This is a genomic window from Pseudomonadota bacterium (genome assembly GCA_027620075.1).
Classification (GTDB): domain Bacteria; phylum Pseudomonadota; class Alphaproteobacteria; order Rickettsiales; family UBA6187; genus 1-14-0-20-39-49.
On sequence record JAQCEY010000003.1, the window covers coordinates 166781 to 188545 of the forward strand.

A 21765-nucleotide genomic window follows, 5' to 3' on the forward strand; every position below is an offset into this window, starting at 1 on the left:
TTCTAAGAATTATTCATGAAAAAATTACTTATATTATTTACATTATTCTTGTTCATGATAGTTGCGGCTTTACTTTCAGTGCCGCTCTGGCTTGATGTAAATAAATATAAGCAGGACATAACAAAGCTTATTCATGAAAAAACCGGATTTAAGGTTAAAATTGACGGTGAAATAACTGCGATAGCAGTTCCCGATATATCGTTGATGGTCGAAAATGTTTCGGTTGCTTCCTCGCTTGATGAAAGTCGTAATTTGTTTGCCTCAGAAAAGATGGTGATACAAATAAAATTAGCACCGTTATTTGATAAAAAACTGGAAATTGAAAGCCTGCAACTTATTAAGCCGAGCGTTAGCCTGAAGGTGAATAAAGAAGGTGAGGCTAACTGGGAGCAGAAAAAAGCAGAAAAAGAAGTAGATAAAGGAGCGGAGAAAGAGGCAGTTGACTCCAATGAGGTAACCGAAGTTGTTTATGGCGAAGAGAAGCCTTTTGATATTACCGAGCGTTTCTTATTAAACCGGTTTGAGATAAAAGATGCCGACTTTTCATACGTTGATGAGCAAAGTGAACAAAATATAAATATATCGAACCTGAATATAAAAACATCTATCAAGCCGGGCGAGAATGATTTCAATTTGTCAGGCAAACTAAATATATTTGAAGATAAATCAAAAGGTATTTTTGATCTGTCGGCTAAATACACAATAAGCGGTGCAACTTATAAACTTAATAATATCGATATAAAATTAGATGATATTAAGGCAAATAGCGAAATTGAGCATGAGAAGATAAACGGTAAACCGTCTTTAAAGCTATCATTATATACAAATAGTATTAATCTTAATAATTATACTATGGTATCTGCTAAAAACCGAAAAGTTACCGAGCAAACATCTGTTGAGGAAAAAGAAGAAAGTACCGAAGAGTTTACATGGGATACTAAAGAGTTTGATGTTGCCTTTTTGAATCAGGCTGACTTTAACTTTAATTTTAAGTCCGGCGGTATCAAATATGATAATTTTGAGATTGGTAATATTGCCTTAAATGCATATCTGAAAAGCGGAAGGCTGACATTGAATTTTAAAGATGTTTCCCTATATGGCGGGATAATGAATTCAGAGGTTTTGGTTGACGGTGCAAGCGGTCTGCCCGTGCTGAAAACTAAATTTGACATAAAGTCCTTAAACATGCAGCAAGTCCTGAAAACGGCAGGGCAAAAAGAAATATTTGAAGGGAAAACCGATATTGAAGGTAGCTTATATTCGGTAGGTAATACCCAAAAGGCATTGATAGAAAAATTAAGCGGTAAAATGTCATTGAATGTAAAAGACGGCGTAATCCAAGGTGTGGATCTAATATCAATTTTAAAGAGCAAGCCTGATGCCTTTAATTTAGGTGTCGCAAAACATACAACAAGATTCGAACAGATATCCGCAGACTTTGATATTAAGAACGGTTTGGCGGTAAATGAGAATCTTGTATTGAAGTCGGATATTATAAATTTTGCCGGACGTGGCGAAATAGATTTGCCAAAACAAAATATTGCGTATAAATTAACACCTAAATATTCGCAGGACTTTGAAAGTAATGAAGAACAAAAGCTTAGTATTCCTATACTGATAAGCGGTCATTTGTTGAAGCCGACAATCAGACTGGAAGTAAAATCCATAGTGCAGGATCTGATAAATAACCCCGAAGGTGGAAAAAACCTTGTAAATCAGTTAAAAAGGGATTTTAAGGATATGAAGAGCAATCTAGGTAGTGAAGACGGCATAAAATCATTGAAGGATATTTTTCAATAAAAAAGGAGTGTTCGATAAATATATATTTATTGAAAGTTTCCATAAAAAGGTGAATATGTTATGTGGATAATTAAAGTGGTTTTTTTCGTACTGATTACGGGTGTTACCACCATATTCGCACTTGCTAACCGTGAAGATGTCACGGTTTCTATGTACCCTCTATCATATGTCGTTGAAGCTCCGTTATACATAGTAATAATAGGTAGTTTTACTATGGGGGTTATAGTCTACGGTATAGGCTCCTCTTTCACCAAAGTCGGTTATGAAAAAATGAACTTGATGAATAAACGTAAGATACAAGCCCTAGAGAATGAAATAGAAGCATTGAAGGCGGAAAAGAAAATTAAAACATCGTTATGACGGTTAAAGTAAAGATATGCGGTCTGAAGACCAAAGATGAGGTCAGGGCGGCAGAAAGTTATGGTGCAGAGTATATCGGTCTTGTTTTCTTTCATAAGTCTCCAAGGAACATAACACCTAAACAGGCATTCAGGATAACCAAGGGTTTAAAACAGGGCGTAAAAAAAGTTGCGGTTGTTGTTGACCCCACGGATATGGAACTTGAGAGCATTATAAAAGATTTTAAACCTGATTATGTGCAATGTCACGGTAGCGAAAGCCGTAGCAGGATAAAGGATATTAAAAAAAGGTATAAGATAGGTGTTATAAAAGCATTCGCTGTTCGTTGCAGCGATGATGTAGTAAAATCCATGGATTATACCGACGTGGTCGATATGGTATTGTTTGATGCTAAAGTACCTAATTCGCCACTTCCGGGAGGTAACGGTCTTTCTTTTGACTGGACATTGTTAAAAGGGCGGGAGTTTAATGTTCCGTGGATTTTATCAGGCGGACTGAACGTGCAGAATGTGAAAAATGCCATTAAGATAAGCGGTGCAAAGATAGTTGATGTCTCTTCAAGTATTGAAAGTGAACCGGGTGTAAAAGATATCGGGTTGATAAAAGAGTTCATCAAGAACGCAAAGGCGGCACAAAATAAATTTTAAAGTATTTGATATGAATAAAAATAAATATTCACAGCCTGACGAAAAAGGACATTTCGGTATATATGGCGGTAGATATGTTTCGGAAACATTAATGCCGCTGATTCTGGAAGTGGAACAATCATATAAAAAATATAAAGATGACAAGGAGTTCAATAAGGAGCTTGAATATTACCTGAAGCATTATGTGGGCAGACCAAGTCCGTTATATTTTGCAAAAAGCCTGACCGAGCATCTGGGCGGAGCTAAGGTTTATTTTAAAAGAGATGAGCTTAACCATACGGGTGCGCATAAAATAAACCATTGTATGGGGCAGATATTGCTTGCCCGAAAAATGGGTAAGAAACGAATAATTGCTGAAACGGGAGCGGGGCAGCATGGTGTGGCAACGGCTACCGTATGTGCTTTGTTCGATATGAAATGCGTCGTTTATATGGGTGCAAAAGATATGGAAAGGCAAAAGCCGAATCTTTTCCGTATGAAACTTCTGGGAGCAGAGGTAGTGCCGGTGGACGCAGGCACGGGCACTCTAAAAGACGCAATGAATGAGGCTTTGCGAGATTGGGTATCGAATGTTGATGATACATATTACCTTATAGGCACAGCGGCAGGCCCGCACCCATTCCCGATGATGGTCAGGGATTTTCAGTCTGTAATAGGCAGGGAGGCTAAAGAGCAGTTGCTAGAGGCGGAGGGGAGGTTGCCCGATACTCTGGTTGCATGTATAGGCGGCGGTTCAAACGCACTTGGCTTGTTTACCGATTTTATAAATGATGAAATGGTCGAACTGGTTGCCGTTGAGGCATCGGGCAGGGGACTGGATACCCAAGACAACGCAGCATCAATTAGTAACGGGCGTTTTGGGGTTCTGCACGGAAACGCAACATATTATTTGCAAGATGATGACGGTCAGATTAAAAACGCTCATTCCATATCGGCAGGTCTTGACTATCCGGGGATAGGCCCGGAACATGCTTATTTAAATGATATAAAACGGGTCAAGTATGAGTCTGCAACGGATATCGAAGCTTTGGAAGCTTTTCAGCTTTGTGCTAAAACAGAAGGGATATTGCCTGCTTTAGAGCCTGCACACGCACTGGCACATGTTATAAAAATAGCCCCCAAATTGCCCAAAGAGCATATTATCATTATGAATTTATGCGGGCGAGGTGATAAGGACGTGTTTACTATTGCGGAAGCTTTAGGAGTTAAGATTTAATTTGCGTATATTTGTCATTCCACGAATTTGTTTAGTAAACAAATTATAGTGGAATCCATATTCTAAAAAGTTAGGAAACTCTTTACACGAGGTGCAAATTAAATTCAGTATGACAAAATGAAAAAATCTATATTTTTAGGAAAATATATGAGATTAGAAAATAAATTCAACGAGTTAAAACAGCAGGGTAGGGCAGGGCTTATAACATATATTATGGCATATGATAAAAGCCTTGAAGAATCGCAAAAAATTCTGAACGGACTGCCGGAAGCAGGAGCAGATATAATTGAACTGGGTATGCCTTTTTCCGACCCTATGGCAGACGGTCCTGTTATTCAGGCGGCAGGAATAAGGGCGTTAAAAGCGGGAGCTAAAGTTTCAGGTATTTTGAAAATGGTGGAACGGTTCAGGAAAAATAACGATAGCACTCCGATAGTGCTAATGGGTTATTATAATCCTGTGCGGAATTACGGTGTAGAAAAATTTTGTGTAGATGCGAACAAGGCAGGAGTCGATGCCGTTTTGATAGTTGATCTTCCGGTCGAAGAAGATGATGAATTATTCGAGATTACAAAGAAATATAATATCGCAAATATAAAACTGGCTACCCCTACTACCGATAATGAGCGTATGAAACTGATAGCAAAGAAAGCAAGTGGATTTTTATATTATGTTGCCGTTGCCGGAGTTACGGGTGTTAAATCGGCTAGTTACGAGTCTATAGGGCAGGCGGTGGAAAGAATAAAACAAAATTGTGATTTGCCTATAGCCGTAGGATTCGGTATAAAAACCGCAAGTGATGTAAAATCAGTGGGGAAATATGCCGACGCTGTTGTTGTCGGCTCCTCAATAGTTAACAAGATAAAGGATAGTTCGGCAGAAGAAGTATTGAATTTTGTCAGTGAGCTTGCAATTGGAAATAGATAAAATATTATTTACTAAGTTCTAATCTTTTATTATTATGTAATGAAATGATATAAATAAGGAGAAGATGTGGAAAATAAACAATCTATGGCATATTGGGATAAGCTTGTAGCTCCATATAAGAATCCCACAATACATGAAAGTTTGTTACAGTTATTTTCAACTCTAGGATTTTTTGCCGCCATATGCTATCTAATGTACCTGACGGTGGATTATTATTACCCGATTACGTTATTACTTTCATTATTTGCCGGTCTGTTCGTGGTAAAGATATTCATTATCCAGCATGATTGCGGTCACGGCTCATTCTTTAAGAAGAAAAAATATAATGATATGCTCGGTCCTCTTCTTAGCGTGTTTACAATGACCCCTTACGCACAATGGGCTAAAGAACATAACAGGCATCATGCCACATCGGGGAATTTGAACCATAGGGGTGTCGGTGACGTTACTACATGGACTGTTGAAGAATATCAAAATGCCGGTTCTTTGCAAAAACTGCAATACAGGATATTAAGAAATCCTTTCTTTCTGTTTACGGCAGGAGCTACGCTACATTTTCTTGTTAAGCAGCGTTTGCCCTTTTATAAGGCAAAGCGTTTGTCATCATGGGTTAGTGTGATGTTCACGAATGTTTATATGTTAGTCGTAGGTGCTGCCTTCTGCTATTGGCTGGGAGCAGGTACTTTTTTTAAGATATATCTACCTATAGCTTTCGTTGCTGCGGTCGCAGGGACGTGGATATTTTACATACAGCATCAATATGAAAACACGTACTGGGAAGGCGATAAGACATGGAATTATTGCGATGCGGCACTGAACGGCTCTTCTTTTTACGACCTTCCAAAATGGTTACACTGGATAACGGGTTATATCAGCTATCATCACATACATCATTTATCGGCAAAAATTCCTAATTACCGTCTGGAAAAATGCTATTACTCGGTTCCCGAGCTACAAAACCCTATAAAAATCAGTATATGGGAAAGCAGAAAAAGCTTCTGGCTATCACTATGGGACGAGGCAAATAATAAAATGGTAGGTTTCAAGGATTTAAAGGCGGCTTAAATTCAGTATGCCTATAAAGAGATAATTGCTTGAATAAAAATAGCTGAAAAATATTATTCAATAAGATATATTCTCTGTTATTGTAAAATTCGTTTTAATGACAGGAAGTCTTTAAATAATGAAACGCTTTGTAATTTTCGTAGTCTGTCTGTTGATACCGTTTGTATCTTACGCCCAAAATAAAGTTCAGGGTTTTAGAGCTTATGACCATGACCTATATAGCAGATTCGTACTTGATATGGATAAAAAGCCTGAATATAAGGCTTTTACCCTCGAAAATCCCCCACGCGCAGTAATCGATATCAATAATACCGTATGGGACGATAATTTGAGCCCACACAGCCACACCAAGCGTATAAAAGGAGTTCGTTATTCTCCTAAGACATCACCGTTGCGTATAGTGCTGGATTTGAATAATCCTGTGAATATCGTAGAGAATTTCGTCCTTGAACCTAAAGAGGGATACGGATACCGTTTGGTGCTAGACCTTAAGCCATCTAATCCTGATGATGAAGCTAAATTAAAACCCATACCGGTATCCAAAGATGGTAAAAGTTTTAACTCTCCGAAGCTCCCTGTGAAAAAACCTCGTAAGCCGTTAATAGTAATAGATGCAGGGCATGGCGGTCATGACCCCGGTACTATAGGTTATAGGAAAACATACGAAAAAGATATCACTTTGGCATACTCAAAAGAGCTTAAAAAACAATTAGAGGCAACAGGTAGATATAATGTTTATATGACCCGTACATCCGATAAATATATTCAATTGACCGACAGGGTTGAAAAAGCAAGGAAAGTAAAAGGCGATATGTTCATATCAATCCATGCTAACGCTCATGATAGCAGAAGTGTGAGCGGGTTTTCGGTCTATACTTTGTCTGAGAACGCATCGGATAAAGAGGCAGAAGCTTTAGCAAGAAAGGAAAATAAAGAAGATATAATAACAGGCATCGATCTGGTGCATGAATCTCGTGATATAACCGAACTTCTGATAGATATGACGCAAAGGGAAACCAAAAACGTTTCTTCTAGCTTTGCCGAAACTATAGTAGATAAATTGCAGCATGAGGTGAAACTGCTGACTAATCCTCATCGATTTGCAGGATTTAGGGTGTTAAAGGGTGCTGATATACCTTCGGTGTTAATTGAGCTTGGATATCTTTCAAACAGAAAAGAGGAGCGCCTATTGCAATCAGATGATTATAGAAAAAAACTGTCGGCAGGTTTTGTAAAATCAATAGATGAGCATTTTAAGAAGTATGAATTGGAGTAGGGGGATATAGTGTTTTAGAGGAACGTTTATAAATACAGATTTTGCCAACCAGAACACCACCGTTTCAGGTTCTTTTATAAACGGATTCGTACATAAAGCCGAGTAATGATGTTTTCTATGACAAAAAATATATTTTAATTGATAAATTTAAAAAAAACCGTACTATAAACGGTTTAATTTTTCTGGAAAAAGGTGTTCGATTTTGAAAAATATCTTTACAAAAATCGTAAATTTTCTAACGGCGGTTTTTACTCTGTGTTTGATAGGTGCGGTAATTGCCGCTATCGGTGTTTCGTATATATTATATAAATACGGTCGGGATCTGCCGGATTATAAAAAGCTTGCACAATATGAACCTCCTACCGTAACAAGGTTATATGCTGCCGATGGACGCATGATGGAAGAATACGCCAAAGAAAAACGTCTGTTCGTTCCTGTAAACGCTATACCTAAAAGGCTGATAAACGCTTTTATTGCTGCTGAAGACCAGAACTTCTATTCACATCCGGGCATTGATTTTTTAAGCATCTTAAGAGCTGCCGTAAAAAACGCATCGAATGTGGGGACAAATAAATCACTTGTGGGCGGGTCTACAATAACGCAGCAGGTGGTAAAGAACTTTTTGCTAACGAATGAAAAATCTCTGGACAGAAAAATCAAGGAGGCAATACTTGCGTTCAGGATAACTAAAGAATTTTCTAAAGATAAGATAATGGAATTATACCTTAATGAAATATATTTAGGCAACCGTTCCTATGGGGTAGCTGCCGCTGCACTTAATTATTTCAATAAATCCATTGACGAGTTGACCATTGAAGAGGCGGCAATGCTGGCGGCATTACCTAAAGCACCTAGCGATCTAGACCCTAGCAGATTTTACGATAAAGCGAAAACAAGGCGTGACTGGGTTATCGAACGCATGTTGGCGGAAGGTTTTATAACCGAGCTAGAGGCGGTTGACGCTATAACCGAGCCTATTAATGTAGTCTTACGTGATGAAACCGAAATGGTTAGGAATGCCGATTCTTTTTCAGAGGCGGTGCGTCAGGAACTTACAGAACTTTACGGTGAAGAAGGCGTTTATGAAAAAGGTCTTGCAGTCAGAACTACGTTACAACCGCAAATGCAAAGTTACGCTCAGGACGCTTTGCGAAAAGGTCTATTGGCATACGACAAGCGTCACGGTTATAAAGGTCCTGTAGCAAAGATAAAAATACTTGAAAATTATGCAGAAGAATTAAAACAGATAGCGAAACCTGAAAAGCTCGATGATTGGGAGCTTGCCGTAGTTCTGGGGCTTGATAAGGAAAAGGCTAAAATTGCTATTGACGAGGAAACAAAAGGTATAATACCTTTAAAGAACCTGAAGTGGGCAAAAAAATATATCAATGATAATTCAGTCGGTGGTGACATTGAAAAACCAAGCGACGCAGTTGCCGTCGGTGATGTGGTGGTTGTTCGGAAAACAGTTGAAAAGCAAAGTGATGAAACCGAATATTTTTTGGAACAAATCCCCGAAGTCAACGGTGCTATAGTAGCTATGGATCCATATACCGGTAAGGTGCTTGCCATGGTAGGCGGCTACGGTTACGGAGGCAGTCAGTTCAATCGGGCGATACAGGCTAAAAGGCAGCCGGGTTCGGCATTCAAACCGTTTGTTTATCTTGCCGCTTTAGAAAACGGGTTCGTGCCTACCTCGATTATCGTAGATGAAGAGGTTCAGCTTGAAAGGGGTGACAATCTGCCGGGGTGGAGACCGCAAAATTATTCAGGACAATATTACGGCCCTACAACATTGAGAGTAGGTGTAGAAAAATCAAGGAACGCAATGACGGTCAGGCTTTCCCAGTTGATGGGTATAGACAAGGTAGTTAATGTCGCTAAAAGATTCAACATATATGATGACCCTAACAGAGATTTATCGGTAGCACTGGGGTCGGCTGAAACTACACTGATGAGGCTAACCAACGCATATGCAATGTTGGTAAATGGCGGAAAAGTAATAAACCCTTCACTTATTGAAAGGATACAAAATAGTAACGGAAAAACTATCTTCAAAAGGGATAATAGAACATGCGAGGATTGTTTTATTAGTTTAAGCGAAGAAGAGGCAGACTCCCTTAGCCCTCCTGATGTGGAGGAGTATAGACAACAGGTTGCCGATCCTATAGCCGCATATCAGATGGTATCAATATTAGAGGGCGTGGTGCAAAGAGGTACTGGGCGTAATCTGGTATCGTTAGAAAAAATACTTGCTGGAAAAACAGGAACGACTAACGATAGTTTTGACGGGTGGTTTATGGGTTTTAGTGCTAATCTGGCAATAGGTGTGTATGTTGGATTTGATACGCCGAGAAGTCTTGGAAGGAATGAAACGGGAGCATCGGTTGCCTTGCCTATATGGAAAGAATTTGCAAGGCAGGCATTACAAAATGAGCCTGATCTACCGTTTAGAAGACCCTCCGGCGTAAAGCTTGTAAAGATAGATGCAAAAACAGGTTTGCTGCCTTCACCCGATACCCCGAAAGATCAGATTATTTTTGAAGCTTTCAGGGCAGGAACCGAGCCTGACTCCGCAACTTCAAACGCATTTGAACAAAAATTAAACGGTAACGGTTTTAATGAAGATTTCGGCAATGGTGGAATTTATTAATATTGATAACGGTTAGATATGAAGCCTGAAATACATGATTTAATTGACGATATAAAAAGTGATCTGGAGTTAATAAGGAGGTCTCTTTGACTGGGATACATCCGTAAAACGTCTTGAGGAGTTGAACACCCTTTGCGAAGCACCCGACCTTTGGAATGATAATGAAAAAGCAAGCAGCCTTTTAAAAGAAAGGACTTTCCTTGAAAACTCATTGAACGGCTATAATGAATCAAAGCAGGTTCTGGAAGATTGTGTTGAGCTTATAAGTCTTGGTGAAGAAGAAAAAGACGAAGATACCGTAAACGAGTCTGAAAAAGAATTGAAAAAACTAGCCAAAAAATTAAAAAGCAAAGTTGTAGAATGTCTGTTTTCAGGTGAAGCCGATTCCAATGACTGCTTCATGGAAATACATGCAGGAGCAGGCGGAACAGAGTCTCAGGACTGGGCTGAAATGCTGCTTAGAATGTATCTTAGATGGGCTGAAAGGCATGATTTTGAAACTGAAATAATTGACGAAAATGTCGGAGAAGAAGCCGGTATAAAATCAGCTACCTTCAAAATATGCGGTCATAACAGCTATGGCTGGTCAAGAACCGAAAGCGGCGTACATCGTCTTGTACGGATATCACCTTTTGACAGTAATGCCAGACGACACACTTCTTTTGCTAGTGTGTGGGTATATCCCGTGGTTGACGATAATATTGAAATAGAGATTGATGAAAAGGATTTACGGGTTGATACTTTCCGTGCGTCAGGTGCAGGAGGGCAGCACGTTAACAAAACAGACAGCGCTATCCGTATAACCCATATCCCCACCAACATCGTTGTGCAGTGCCAAAATAGCCGTTCACAACACAGAAATAGGGCGGAGGCATATAGTATGCTGCGTTCACGCCTTTATGAATTGGAGCTGCAGAAAAAACAACAGGCACAGGACGCAGTTAATGAAAGCAAGACCGAGATAGGTTGGGGGCATCAGATACGCTCATATGTCCTTCACCCTTACCAGATGATAAAAGACCTACGTACAGGTTATGAAACAAGTAATACGACGGCAGTTTTAGATGGCGATTTGGACGAGTTCATCAATGCTAGCCTGACTGAGCAGCTATAGTATAACACTATAGTAAATTAACTTTTCAACAATGCTGTCATCCCCCGAATTTTCGTAGAAAATTATAGGGGGATCTCAGTTTAATTTGTAGAGATCCCCGAACAAGTCGGGGATGACAATCCTAACTCTTGAAAAGTTAAAATACTATATATTTGATGCAGAGCGTTGTTTGTGCTATAATATTTGTAAAAATATCGGAGGAAAACTTGCCGGATAAACAAAATGATGAAGACCGTAAATTAGTAGAAGCAATAGATAATGTTTTTTACGATCTTGTAAAAGATGACGGTCATTCAAAAGAGCTTACTAAAAAAGAAGAGATACGTGAAGAAAAAGAACAAAAACGTAAGCGTGAGGCAATGCTTGCTCATGCAACGGTAGATGAAGGATTAAATAAGGATTCGTTAAAAAAACAGAAATTCGAAAGAAAAGAGTTAAGCAAACAAGAAGGTGCTGACCTTGAACATACAAAAGAACAGGAGCGTGAACCAGAATTGCACCTTGAAGAACGTGACCGTAATGACCATAATTATAAACAGCAACTAAAAAGTCCGTTAAAAGTTCAGGGTATAGACGCTGAGACAAAAGATATGATGAATGCAAAAATAAAACCTCATACCAATACATCTGTAGGTATTGAAGATGCCGGTTCTCCGAGCGAAATACGTACTCCCTCTGCTACTCCTTCTGCAAGGTCGAATATTGAAAAGGGAAGTTTTGATAGGTTTAGATAAGAGAGTTATTATCCATCGGATACTATGGTCAAGTCATAGTATTACGGGTATTAATAGGTGGAAGTTAATTAAAAGGACTATAAGTGTTTCGGATGAAAAAAGGCCTCCCATTTCTTAGGAGGCCTTTTGGCATTTTTTAAAAGTGTTAGTGCGAATTAGAATCCCATTCCGCCCATGCCACCCATTCCGCCCATGCCACCCATTGCAGGAGCAGCAGCGTCATCATCTTTGTCTTCTTCAGCTACGATAGTTTCAGTAGTTATCAATAGTCCTGAAATTGAAGCAGCGTCCTGAAGTGCAGAACGTACAACTTTTGCAGGGTCGATAATACCGGCTTTGAAAGCGTCAACATACTCAAGGTTTTGAGCGTCGAATATAATCTTCTCGTCTTTGCCTTCAAGAAGTTTACCGGCAACAACAGCACCATCTATACCTGCGTTAGCGGCAATCTGACGGACAGGAGCTTGTAGTGCACGTTTTACGATATTGATACCTGCCTGTTGGTCTTCGTTAACAGCTTTTAAGTTGTCAAGGACTCTTGTAGCATATAGTAAAGTAGCTCCACCACCTGCTACTACACCTTCTTCAACCGCAGCACGGGTTGCATTAAGTGCATCGTCAACACGGTCTTTTCTTTCTTTAACTTCCATTTCAGTAGCACCGCCTACTTTAAGTACGGCAACACCACCTGAAAGTTTAGCAAGACGCTCCTGAAGCTTCTCTTTGTCATAGTCAGAAGAAGTATCTTCTATTTGAGCTTTTATTGTTTTGCAACGAGTTTCAATATCTTTTTGTGAACCTTCACCATCAATTATAGTTGTATCATCTTTAGAGATAACAACTTTTTTAGCACTTCCTAACTGGTCAAGAGTAACGTTCTCTAATTTCTGACCTAAGTCTTCAGATATAACCTGACCTTCGGTAAGGATAGCGATATCTTCAAGCATAGCTTTACGACGGTCACCGAATCCCGGAGCTTTAACAGCAGCGATTTTTAAACCGCCACGAAGTTTGTTAACAACTAAAGTAGCTAGAGCTTCGCCTTCAACATCTTCGGCAATAATAAGAAGCGGACGACCTGATTGAACAACAGCCTCAAGTAGAGGTAGCATAGCCTGTAAGCCGTTTAGTTTTTTCTCGAAAAGAAGAATGAACGGGTTATCAAGTTCAACAGTCATTTTTTCAGCGTTAGTAACAAAGTATGGTGATAAGTAACCACGGTCAAATTGCATACCTTCAACAGTTTCAACTTCAAATTCCAGTCCTTTGCCTTCTTCAACGGTGATAACACCTTCAGCACCGACTTTTTCCATTGCTTCGGCAAGTTTCTCACCGATTTCCTTGTCACCGTTAGCAGAAATTGTAGCTACCTGAGCTATCTCGGCTTTGCCTGAAACTTTTTTAGCTTTTTTCTCAATTTCAGCCACAACCGCACAAACAGCCTGATCAATACCACGCTTTAAATCCATAGGGTTTAAACCTGCGGCTACTGACTTGATTCCTTCTCTTGCAATTGCTTGTGCAAGAACGGTAGCGGTAGTAGTACCGTCACCTGCGATGTCGTTAGTTTTGCTTGCAACTTGCTTAATAAGCTCCGCACCCATATTTTTGATAGTGTCCTTAAACTGTATCTGTTTAGCAACGGATACACCGTCCTTAGTGATTTTAGGCCCACCGAAAGATTGTCCTAAAATTACGTTACGACCTTTTGGTCCTAATGTTACTTTAACTGCGTCGGCAGCTGCGTTAATACCGGCTAGAAGCCCGTTACGAGCAGCCTCGGCGAAAATTACTTGTTTAGCCATTTGTATGTTTCCTTATTTTATGGTTATTTTTAATTATGCTGCTTCTTCAACAGCCATGATGTCGGATTCTTTCATTATCAACAATTCTTCACCGTTGATTTTAATTTCAGTTCCGCCCCATTTTTGGAAAAGTACTACGTCACCTTTTTTAACGTCAAGAGGCACAACTTTACCTGACTCGTCACGAGCTCCACTGCCAACTGCAACAATCTCTCCACGAGTCGGTTTTTCTTTAGCTGAATCAGGAATGATAATTCCTCCTGCCGTTTTTTCTTCTTCTTCGATGCGTTTCACTAAAACGCGGTCGTGCAAAGGTCTGATAGACATGTTATTAACTCCATTTATATATAAAATTTTTACAAGGGACTTTAGCCCTTACCACTCATTTGGTGACGTATTATTTTTTTTCAAGGGCGGAAGCAAAAAAAATGATAAATTTTTCAAAATATGTTTTATAGCTTATCCGAATAACTTCCCTATTCTTTATTTTTTGTCAACGAATTGGTGAACTTTTACAGGGGGCGACACATGCAGGTATAAAAACACTTGCGAGTTTCCACCCCTCACAAAAACACTTTGTGTTTTTAACTCTCCCTCAAGGGGAGAGTAGTTTTTTAACTTTTGCAGAGGGTTCTATAATGGTTGAGCTAGTTATTTAAACTATCCAATGAATTAGCCAAATCACAGAACTGTTTTACCGATAGTTCTTCAGGGCGTTTGTTCTCGTCTATAGATGCGGATTTTAAAATCTCTATAGGGTTTTTAGTAAGTTGCTTTAAACTGACTCGTAAAGTTTTCCTTCTCTGACCGAACGTTGCTTTGCACAGATTTTCTAATGTTTGCATATTAACCTTTGCGACCGGCTCTTTTCTGGGGGTCAGTGTAATAACCGTAGATGTAACTTTAGGAGGAGGATAAAAAGCACAAGGCGGTATGTCAAACTCATACTCTATATCACAAAGTAATTGTGCTTTTATTGAAAGCCTGCCGTAATCCTTAGTTTTTGGTTTTGCCATGATACGCATGGCAACCTCTTTTTGGAACATTAAAGTAAGGCTTTCAAATTTATCAATATTTTCAAGCCACATAAATAGTAATTCAGTGGATATATTATAAGGCAGGTTGGCAATTATCTTTACTTTACCGTCATTTTTTATATAGATATCGGTTTTTAGGGCATCGGCATTTACTATAGAAAGGCGTTCCCCCGATTCCGGTACAAGATAGTCATTTAGGGCGGTGATGCAGCGTTCATCTTTTTCAACGGCTATAACTCTATCCGCTCCGGCAGCTAAAATGGAACGGGTAAGCAGCCCCGGACCCGGACCTACCTCAATAACGCTCTTTCCTTCCAATGAACCCGAACTGCGAGCTATTTTGTCGGTCAGATTGCCGTCAAATAAAAAGTTCTGACCTAATTTTTTATCAGCGTTTATATTGTATTTACTCAATATATCTTTTATAGGAGGCAGGTCTTGCAAGTCGTTATACCCTAATCTCAATAAATGCTTTTTCACGAAGTTTCTGTAAATAACGCTGTGCTTGCAGGTCAAGCTTGCGGCGGAATATAATTTCCCTTAGCTTATCCTTAAGCACAAGGGAAGACTCCGGTTTTTCTTTATCACATACACCGAATATATGTACACCTTCGGGAGCAGGTACGGGAGGGCTAAGGCTTCCTACCGGAGTATTGATTATCGCAGGCTTAACTTCATGGTTCATATCGTCAATGTTAATAGCTATGGTATCGGTTGCTATATTTGAGCCGACATTTTTTGCAAATACGGCAAAGTCAGCACATGATTTATACTTCTTTGCGTTCTTAATTATTTTCTCCTGAATCTTTGAGATGTCGTTTTTTGAAGTTTCCGGTTTTATCTCAATAAAAGCATGCTTTAATTTAAAGTTTTTTACCGTTGTAGGGTCGTCCACCAATGCTCTGCGTTCGTTCAGTTTCATTATGTAATACTGTCCGTTAACAAAAAACGGGCGTGATATCTCCCCCACCTGAAGGTTGCGAACCTTTGAAATTATTTCTTTAGTTGCATGTTCCTCCCTTATCCAGCCTAATGAACCGCCGGACGAAGCGGTTGAGCTATGAGAAAATTCTTTTGCTATAGATTCAAATTTAGCACCGTTCTTTATTTCTTCATGCAGTTTTTCAGCAAGTAACCTTACCCGTTTTTCATCAGAAGGGGAATCGACAGGTATTACTATCTCAGACAGGTCTAACTCCGATATTCCCGATAAGTTTGAAATATGCTCCATTTTTTCTTCTATTTCTACGTCCGTTATCACTATCTGAGGCCGTACCTGCTGTGACAGTAGTTTGGTCCAGATAATTTGTGAACTTATTTGCTTTTTCATAGCGTCAATCGGAATGTTGTTCTTTTTCAGGAAGTTCTCGAACTCCCCCGGTTTAAGATTGTTCTGGGTTTCAAGGTTAGCTATCGCACTATCCATGTCCGATTCGGTTACCTCAATTCGATATTGCCTAGCTTCCTGCATATATAAAGCCTCGTCAATAAGTGTCTTTATTATCTGAGGCTTCAGTTTTTGCTTTGTCTCATTATTGTTCGGTAACCCTGATGATACTATAGAAAGTTCAAGCCTCTCACTCAGATCAACGGTAGATATTGCGGTATCGCCGACAATAGCGACTATTTCAAAGTTCTTGGCAATCGCACTATTGCCTAACAAAATTGATATTGTAAATAAAATAGATAATATATATTTCATAATTTTATTGCTGCTTTTACTAACCCTATTAGTACGAAAATTCGTATGAATAATAACGAAAAAATAATTATATTCTAGTATCCTAAATTTTTCAAAGATATTTGCAAGGAAAGAGTTGTGTTAGGTCTGATGTCACGGTCACGTGTGAATTCCTTGAACCATGCAAAGTTTACGTTAAAACAGTCTCCCTTATATAAAAGGTTTGCCTTGGTATATACCCATTCACCGTCTTCTAGGTCACGGTGACCTCCGCCCGAAACATTCCACTCATTATTCAAATCAAGCGAAGCACCGGCAATAATTAACTCACGATTTTCATTTCCCAGATTTGTAGTAGTGGTATCAAAGTTTTCATCAACAGAAAGATAATCAAGATTGAAGGTTACGGGAGCAACCGTGACATCGGCAGTTATTTCGTTTCTGTTTAATGCAAATGTTTCATCATCTACCCTGAAGCGGTAAGCAAGGTTAAACTTATCGTCCTTATGGTAGCCGATACGACCTACATAATCGGAGAAATGCTCATCTAAACCGGTTCTGGCACTGAAGTTGTTATTCTCTTTGAAATGGTAGTTCTGACCTAAAAGAAAGCTAAGATCGCCATAATCTTTATCAGATACCCTTCCTCTTAGACCGTAATTAACCCTAGGGCCGCTCTCGATTCTGTCATAACCTGTAAAGTGGTTTGAGTCAAAAAGGTTTTCGTCCGAAAATTCAATGTCCTGTGCGTCTTCATTGGGTATCTTATCAGGGTTGCCTCCATACGGGCTTACGATGAAATTAGCGGTAGGTTCAAGGAACACCTGCCTGTCATATATTTTATTAACTACAGGCAATTTCCAGCCTAACTTTGCCTCAGGGATAAATCTGGCAACTGAACCGTCAAGCTCCTCGCTGTTAGGGTCGGATGGGTTTTCTATTACCTCGTCAACAAAATAGCCGTCTCCTCGCAGGGAAGTTTTCAGTTCGAATACATGACCGGACTTAGTAATATGAGGTATGTTCCAGCCGCCTTTTACAGAAAGCCTGTTTGAACTTACGCCGTCATCACGCGTCAACACCATAAGGTTGGCATCTGCTATAAAACGTGAACCGTGAAAACCGGGCATAGTCTCATAATGTGCCGTCACACTAGGAAGTATCAACGGTGTAGCACCGGGGTCATCACTTTCCCTTAACCCTTGGAACGTTATTGATTCCGTGTGAATATAATTCCTTTTATCAATTGCCGTTGCAAAAACCCTTGATGTTAAGGTATCCTCTTCGCCAAAATCATATTTTTCCAGATATGTGTCGTCCGTAGAACGCTTACCGATGAATCCCCAACTCCATATGTCGGTTATTCTGAAGTCACCGCTTCCTTCTATATGCCCGCGAATTTCATTACCGCTTATCTCGTTGCCGTTAACATCAACCCTATTAGGATTGGTTATACTACCCTTTATATTCATAGAACCGCTTTGAAAAAGGTGGCGGTAATCCCCGGCAAGTATCGGACCTTCCTTGCTAGTGATTATAGGTGTTAAAGTAAGATCTTTATTAGGGGATATATTATAGTAATAAGGTGCTTTTACCGTTGTTCCGAATATTTTATCGGTTGAATATTTCGGAATTAAAAAACCGCTTTTCCTTTTGGCATCGGGTGTAGGGTGTGAAATATAAGGAGTATAGAGAGCCGGAACTCCTTTAATCTCGAAGAACGCATGGTTATATTTTACACGCTGTTTTTCATCGTCAATGGTAGCTTTCTTTGCCCTAACTTGCCACAGAGGCGGTTTTTCAGGGTTTTCCTCGCACATCTTACACGGAGTGTAGTGTATATCCTCAAGTACGATAAGTTTTTCATTTACCCTTTGTGCATTTGCTCCCCACATGCGTGAGTCGTCAATGAACTTAATTTTAAAATTATGTATAATACCCTTTTTCAGGTCGTCTTTGAGTTCCATATGATCGGCGAACATAACATTGCCGCTCGGCTCCATAATACTTATATTACCGATAGCTTTCACTACATTGGTGTTTTGGTCGTATGTTACCTTATCGGCAAAAAGCACTATACCGCCTTGTGTAACTTCAACCTTGCCCTCAGCCGTAACTATTTTGGACTCTTTATCGTAGTCCATTGAGTCGGCTTCAATTTCGGCAGGCTTTTTAGAGTTTTCCTTTATGTTGTCCGCAATATAATCCTGTGCATTTGACTTTGAATGCAAACCGGTAAATAAAATTATAAATGCTAAGGCTTGAACAAAATAATTCATATTGCAGATTTAAAATGAAATACAGATACAATTAAGAGTGAAGGCAACATATAGCAGCTATTTTACCTCATGTCATCAAAAGAAATGGTTTTTTCCACATGTGTACTAAGGATATTAAAAAGGGTGTCGTCCGAGAGATATATTACTACCTAACCTCAACTCGTTTAATCCTCAATCAAAAAAGCTTTAATTTTAGGTTCGTCAATTTTATACGCATATGCGACAAGACATGCTAAAATATTGACGAAAGCGTTTATAGGCTACTTGTTAGTTATAGTTCGATAGTCACTAAAACTCGCCGTTAATTATTCTTTTGAAATCAGGTATCTTTGTCTTCTTGCCCTGATAGGTACTTTGGTTTACCGCCTCAAAAAGGGCGTTCAGGGTTTCGTCAATTCTTTCTTTTGCTATCTCGTCGGGGCTTTTATCGGCTAAAGCTTTGTTCATTTGGGCAAATATCCTGTTCAAAGTTTCATTTATCTCTTCTTTATCAGCCGTTTTTGCCTGTTCGTCTTCTTTACTGAGTACAACCATTTTTAAACTCCATAAAACTTATACTATTCAAGCGGATAAAAATAAGCCCCCGTTATTTAGAGGGCTTGTTTTTTATAGGTAGGACTAGAATTCTTCCCAGTCATCATCATATTTTCCGGATATAGGTGTAACTTTTTCCGGCTTTGCCGGAGGGGATTTGGCAGCCTGAGCTTTTGGTTTTGACTGGGACATAGCCGAAGGCTTGCTTGCAACTTTCGCCGAAGACCTGCCCATAGATGCTACCTTAGCAGTAGCGTGCATTTGTCCTTCATCAGCTTCTTCAATCCTAAAGAACGATATCAACTCTTCAAGACCGTAAGCTTGATCCACAAGGGATTGTGCCGCTGCCGTATTTTCTTCTACCAATGCAGCATTTTGCTGTGTCATCTCGTCCATTTGAGCAACTGCGGAGTTTATCTCCTCAATACCTGTTGCCTGCTGGGAGCTTGCCGAGGCTATCTCTGAAATTATAGCAGCAACTTCTGCAACCGAACCGACTATTTCTTTTAATGTTTCTCCCGCCTGATTTACCAGTTCGGAACCGCTCTTAACCTGATCGGAGCTTTCATTTATCAGCGTTTTGATATCTTTTGAAGCCGCCGCAGAACGCCCGGCTAATGAACGCACCTCGGAGGCTACGACCGCAAAGCCCTTGCCTGCATCTCCGGCTCTTGCCGCCTCAACCGCCGCATTTAGTGCAAGAAGATTGGTCTGGAAAGCTATGTCATCTATAACATTGATGATATCGGATATTTTTTGTGATGATTCCGTAATACCGCCCATAGCAGTTACAACCTCGCTTACAACATTTCCGCCTTTAGTAGCGACATTCTTGGCACTTTCGGCAAGGCTATTGGCATTATTGGAATTTTCGGTGTTCTGCCTTACCGCACCTGTTATCTGCTCCATAGAGGCTGCCGTTTCTTCTAAAGTAGATGCCTGCTGTTCGGTACGCTCGGATAAGTCCTTACTGCCTGAGGATATCTCACTAGATGCGGAGTTGACCGAACTTGCGGATTCCTTGATTCTACCTACTATCGAGCGTAACTGGTTTATAGTGCCGTTAACAGATTCCTTTATCTCATTAAACATTCCTTCATATTCACCGTTAATCTGCTCGGTAAGGTCACCTTTGGAAAGCGATTTAAGTACGCCCACCGTTTCCGTCAAGCCTCTGTGCGATACCTCGCCGATCTCATTAATGCCTTTAGAAAGATTCAGCATAAATCCTTCCTTGCCTTCTAAAGATAATCTTTGTGTAAAATCACCTTTGGTAGTAGCGTCTACAACCTGCTTGACTTCTTCTTCGACAGCCAGTTCTAAAGTTATATCATTCCATTCGACAACTGTTCCAAGACGCTCACCTTTTTTGCCGAAAACAGGGTTAGCTATCAAAGAGAATGTACGTCCGCCAACTTTAATAGATGTTCTGTAAGTTGAGCTTAACTTTTCAAGCATAGATTTTTGATGCTCGGGATTTGCGTGGAAGATATCGATATTAGAGCCGACCACCGTATCAACATCGAATTTAGGCAAATCTTTTCTGATATCCGATTCCGCCTTTCTCAGCATTCCGCCTACGGCATCGTTCATGTATATGATATTGTTTTTCTCGTCAGCAAGCATTACGTTGGAAGTTACACTATCCAGTGATGTCTGAATGCGTGCGGAACGCATTTGTTCATCACGCAAGTGAGTTACGTCTACGGCAAACTTAACAACTTTGAATACTTTGCCGTTATTATCTAAAACAGGGTTGTAAGTTGCTTGAATCCATATTTCCTTGCTGCCTTTGCCATAACGGACATACTGGTCGGCAGCAAATTCACCCTTGCCTAATTTTTCCCAGAATTCTTTGTATTCGGAGGATTTAACATATTCCGGATCAACGAAAATACTATGGTGTTTACCTTTTATTTCATCTAAGCCGTAGCCCATAGCACCACAGAAATTCTCATTGGCATGTAGTATGTAGCCTTTAGGGTCAAATTCAATACATGCCTGAGAGCGGTTAAGTGCGTCAATCTGCCCCTGACTGTTTACAAGCCTCTCGTCTAAAGCCCTTTGCTTGGTAACGTCTTTCCATTCTACAACAGTTCCTGCTCGCTTACCGTTTAAAATAACAGGATTGGCTATCAGGTCAAATATACGACCGCCGACATTAATCGAAGTATTATAGGTACTTTTCAGGCTATCAAGCATGCCACGTTGGTGAGCAGGATTCTTATGGAATGAATCTATATTCACGCCTATAATTTTTTTGATATCAAAGGACGGCAGGTCTTTTTTGATATCAGACTCAGCTTCGGTCATCATTTTCATAAGTTCGGGATTCAGGTATATGATGTTGTAATTTTCATCAGCTATCATAACCTGCGAAGAAACGCTTTCTAATGTTTGTTCCTTCCTTTGTTGCTCCATTAATGTCGCATCAATAGAATCTTTAGTTATTTTGGCAACCGCTATTGCTAGAATAAGCCCCACAAGAACCAATATATTCTCCATGCCCCATTCGGACTGTGGGTTGAGCATTGACGCGAAGGTGTTAAATTCCGAAAAGACAAACATTCCTATAATAAAACAGAATGCAATTAAGACTCTTTGGCTAACTGAAAGTTTTTTTAGATTAGACATTGT

General features: G+C 39.8%; 17 protein-coding genes. 10 read left to right on the top strand and 7 right to left on the bottom strand.

Annotation, left to right across the window (positions count from 1 at the left end; translation table 11 throughout):
• Positions 1-15: 15 nt before the first annotated feature.
• The 10 genes from O2942_06330 to O2942_06375 all read left to right on the top strand — a co-directional run bounded on the left by O2942_06330 (position 16) and on the right by O2942_06375 (position 11792).
• Entirely contained in the window at positions 16-1800 is a 1785-nt protein-coding gene (locus O2942_06330; GenBank protein MDA0781866.1) for an AsmA family protein, read from the top strand.
• A 60-nt stretch (positions 1801-1860) separates the two neighbouring features.
• On the top strand, positions 1861-2160 hold the full coding sequence (locus O2942_06335; protein MDA0781867.1) for a LapA family protein: 300 nt from the start codon (positions 1861-1863) through the stop codon (positions 2158-2160).
• A complete protein-coding gene (locus O2942_06340) occupies positions 2157-2807 on the top strand; it encodes a phosphoribosylanthranilate isomerase (protein MDA0781868.1) in 651 nt (216 codons plus the stop codon). The genes O2942_06335 and O2942_06340 overlap by 4 nt, the downstream gene beginning before the upstream one ends.
• Positions 2808-2817: 10 nt before the next feature.
• Positions 2818-4023, top strand: coding sequence for a tryptophan synthase subunit beta (gene trpB / locus O2942_06345; protein MDA0781869.1), 1206 nt, complete (start codon positions 2818-2820; stop codon positions 4021-4023).
• Positions 4024-4170: 147 nt separating this feature from the next.
• Entirely contained in the window at positions 4171-4950 is a 780-nt protein-coding gene (gene trpA, locus O2942_06350; protein MDA0781870.1) for a tryptophan synthase subunit alpha, read from the top strand.
• A 66-nt stretch (positions 4951-5016) separates the two neighbouring features.
• A complete protein-coding gene (locus O2942_06355; protein MDA0781871.1) occupies positions 5017-6015 on the top strand; it encodes a fatty acid desaturase in 999 nt (332 codons plus the stop codon).
• A 118-nt stretch (positions 6016-6133) separates the two neighbouring features.
• Positions 6134-7291, top strand: a complete 1158-nt coding sequence (locus O2942_06360; GenBank protein MDA0781872.1) for an N-acetylmuramoyl-L-alanine amidase — start codon at positions 6134-6136, stop codon at positions 7289-7291.
• 202 nt (positions 7292-7493) lie between these two features.
• Positions 7494-9944 (top strand): penicillin-binding protein 1A, encoded by a 2451-nt coding sequence (locus tag O2942_06365; GenBank protein MDA0781873.1) that lies wholly within the window; start codon positions 7494-7496, stop codon positions 9942-9944.
• Between the two features lie 18 nt (positions 9945-9962).
• Positions 9963-11058, top strand: a protein-coding gene (prfB, locus tag O2942_06370; protein ID MDA0781874.1) for a peptide chain release factor 2 whose coding sequence is annotated in 2 segments (ribosomal slippage) — positions 9963-10031 and positions 10033-11058 — 1095 coding nt in all. Because the reading frame shifts where the segments join, the coding sequence is not laid out codon by codon here.
• A gap of 206 nt (positions 11059-11264) precedes the next feature.
• Positions 11265-11792: a hypothetical protein gene (locus O2942_06375; protein ID MDA0781875.1), complete on the top strand. Its 528-nt coding sequence runs from the start codon at positions 11265-11267 to the stop codon at positions 11790-11792.
• Positions 11793-11947: 155 nt separating this feature from the next.
• On the opposite strand, the gene groL is transcribed toward O2942_06375, so the two are convergent.
• The 7 genes from groL to O2942_06410 form a co-directional block, all read right to left on the bottom strand.
• On the bottom strand, positions 11948-13597 hold the full coding sequence (gene groL, locus O2942_06380; GenBank protein MDA0781876.1) for a chaperonin GroEL: 1650 nt from the start codon (positions 13595-13597) through the stop codon (positions 11948-11950).
• Between the two features lie 33 nt (positions 13598-13630).
• Positions 13631-13924 (bottom strand): co-chaperone GroES, encoded by a 294-nt coding sequence (gene groES / locus O2942_06385; protein ID MDA0781877.1) that lies wholly within the window; start codon positions 13922-13924, stop codon positions 13631-13633.
• Positions 13925-14244: 320 nt separating this feature from the next.
• Positions 14245-15114, bottom strand: a complete 870-nt coding sequence (gene rsmA, locus O2942_06390; GenBank protein MDA0781878.1) for a 16S rRNA (adenine(1518)-N(6)/adenine(1519)-N(6))-dimethyltransferase RsmA — start codon at positions 15112-15114, stop codon at positions 14245-14247.
• On the bottom strand, positions 15083-16336 hold the full coding sequence (locus O2942_06395) for a peptidylprolyl isomerase (protein MDA0781879.1): 1254 nt from the start codon (positions 16334-16336) through the stop codon (positions 15083-15085). Before O2942_06395 ends, rsmA begins: the two co-directional genes overlap by 32 nt.
• Before the next feature lie 74 nt (positions 16337-16410).
• Positions 16411-18594, bottom strand: coding sequence for an LPS assembly protein LptD (gene lptD / locus O2942_06400; protein MDA0781880.1), 2184 nt, complete (start codon positions 18592-18594; stop codon positions 16411-16413).
• Between the two features lie 288 nt (positions 18595-18882).
• The gene (locus O2942_06405; protein ID MDA0781881.1) at positions 18883-19128 is read right to left on the bottom strand and encodes a hypothetical protein; all 246 of its coding nucleotides are present in this window, start codon (positions 19126-19128) and stop codon (positions 18883-18885) included.
• An 84-nt stretch (positions 19129-19212) separates the two neighbouring features.
• Complete coding sequence (locus O2942_06410; GenBank protein MDA0781882.1) at positions 19213-21762, bottom strand: methyl-accepting chemotaxis protein; 2550 nt, start codon at positions 21760-21762, stop codon at positions 19213-19215.
• Positions 21763-21765: the final 3 nt, after the last annotated feature.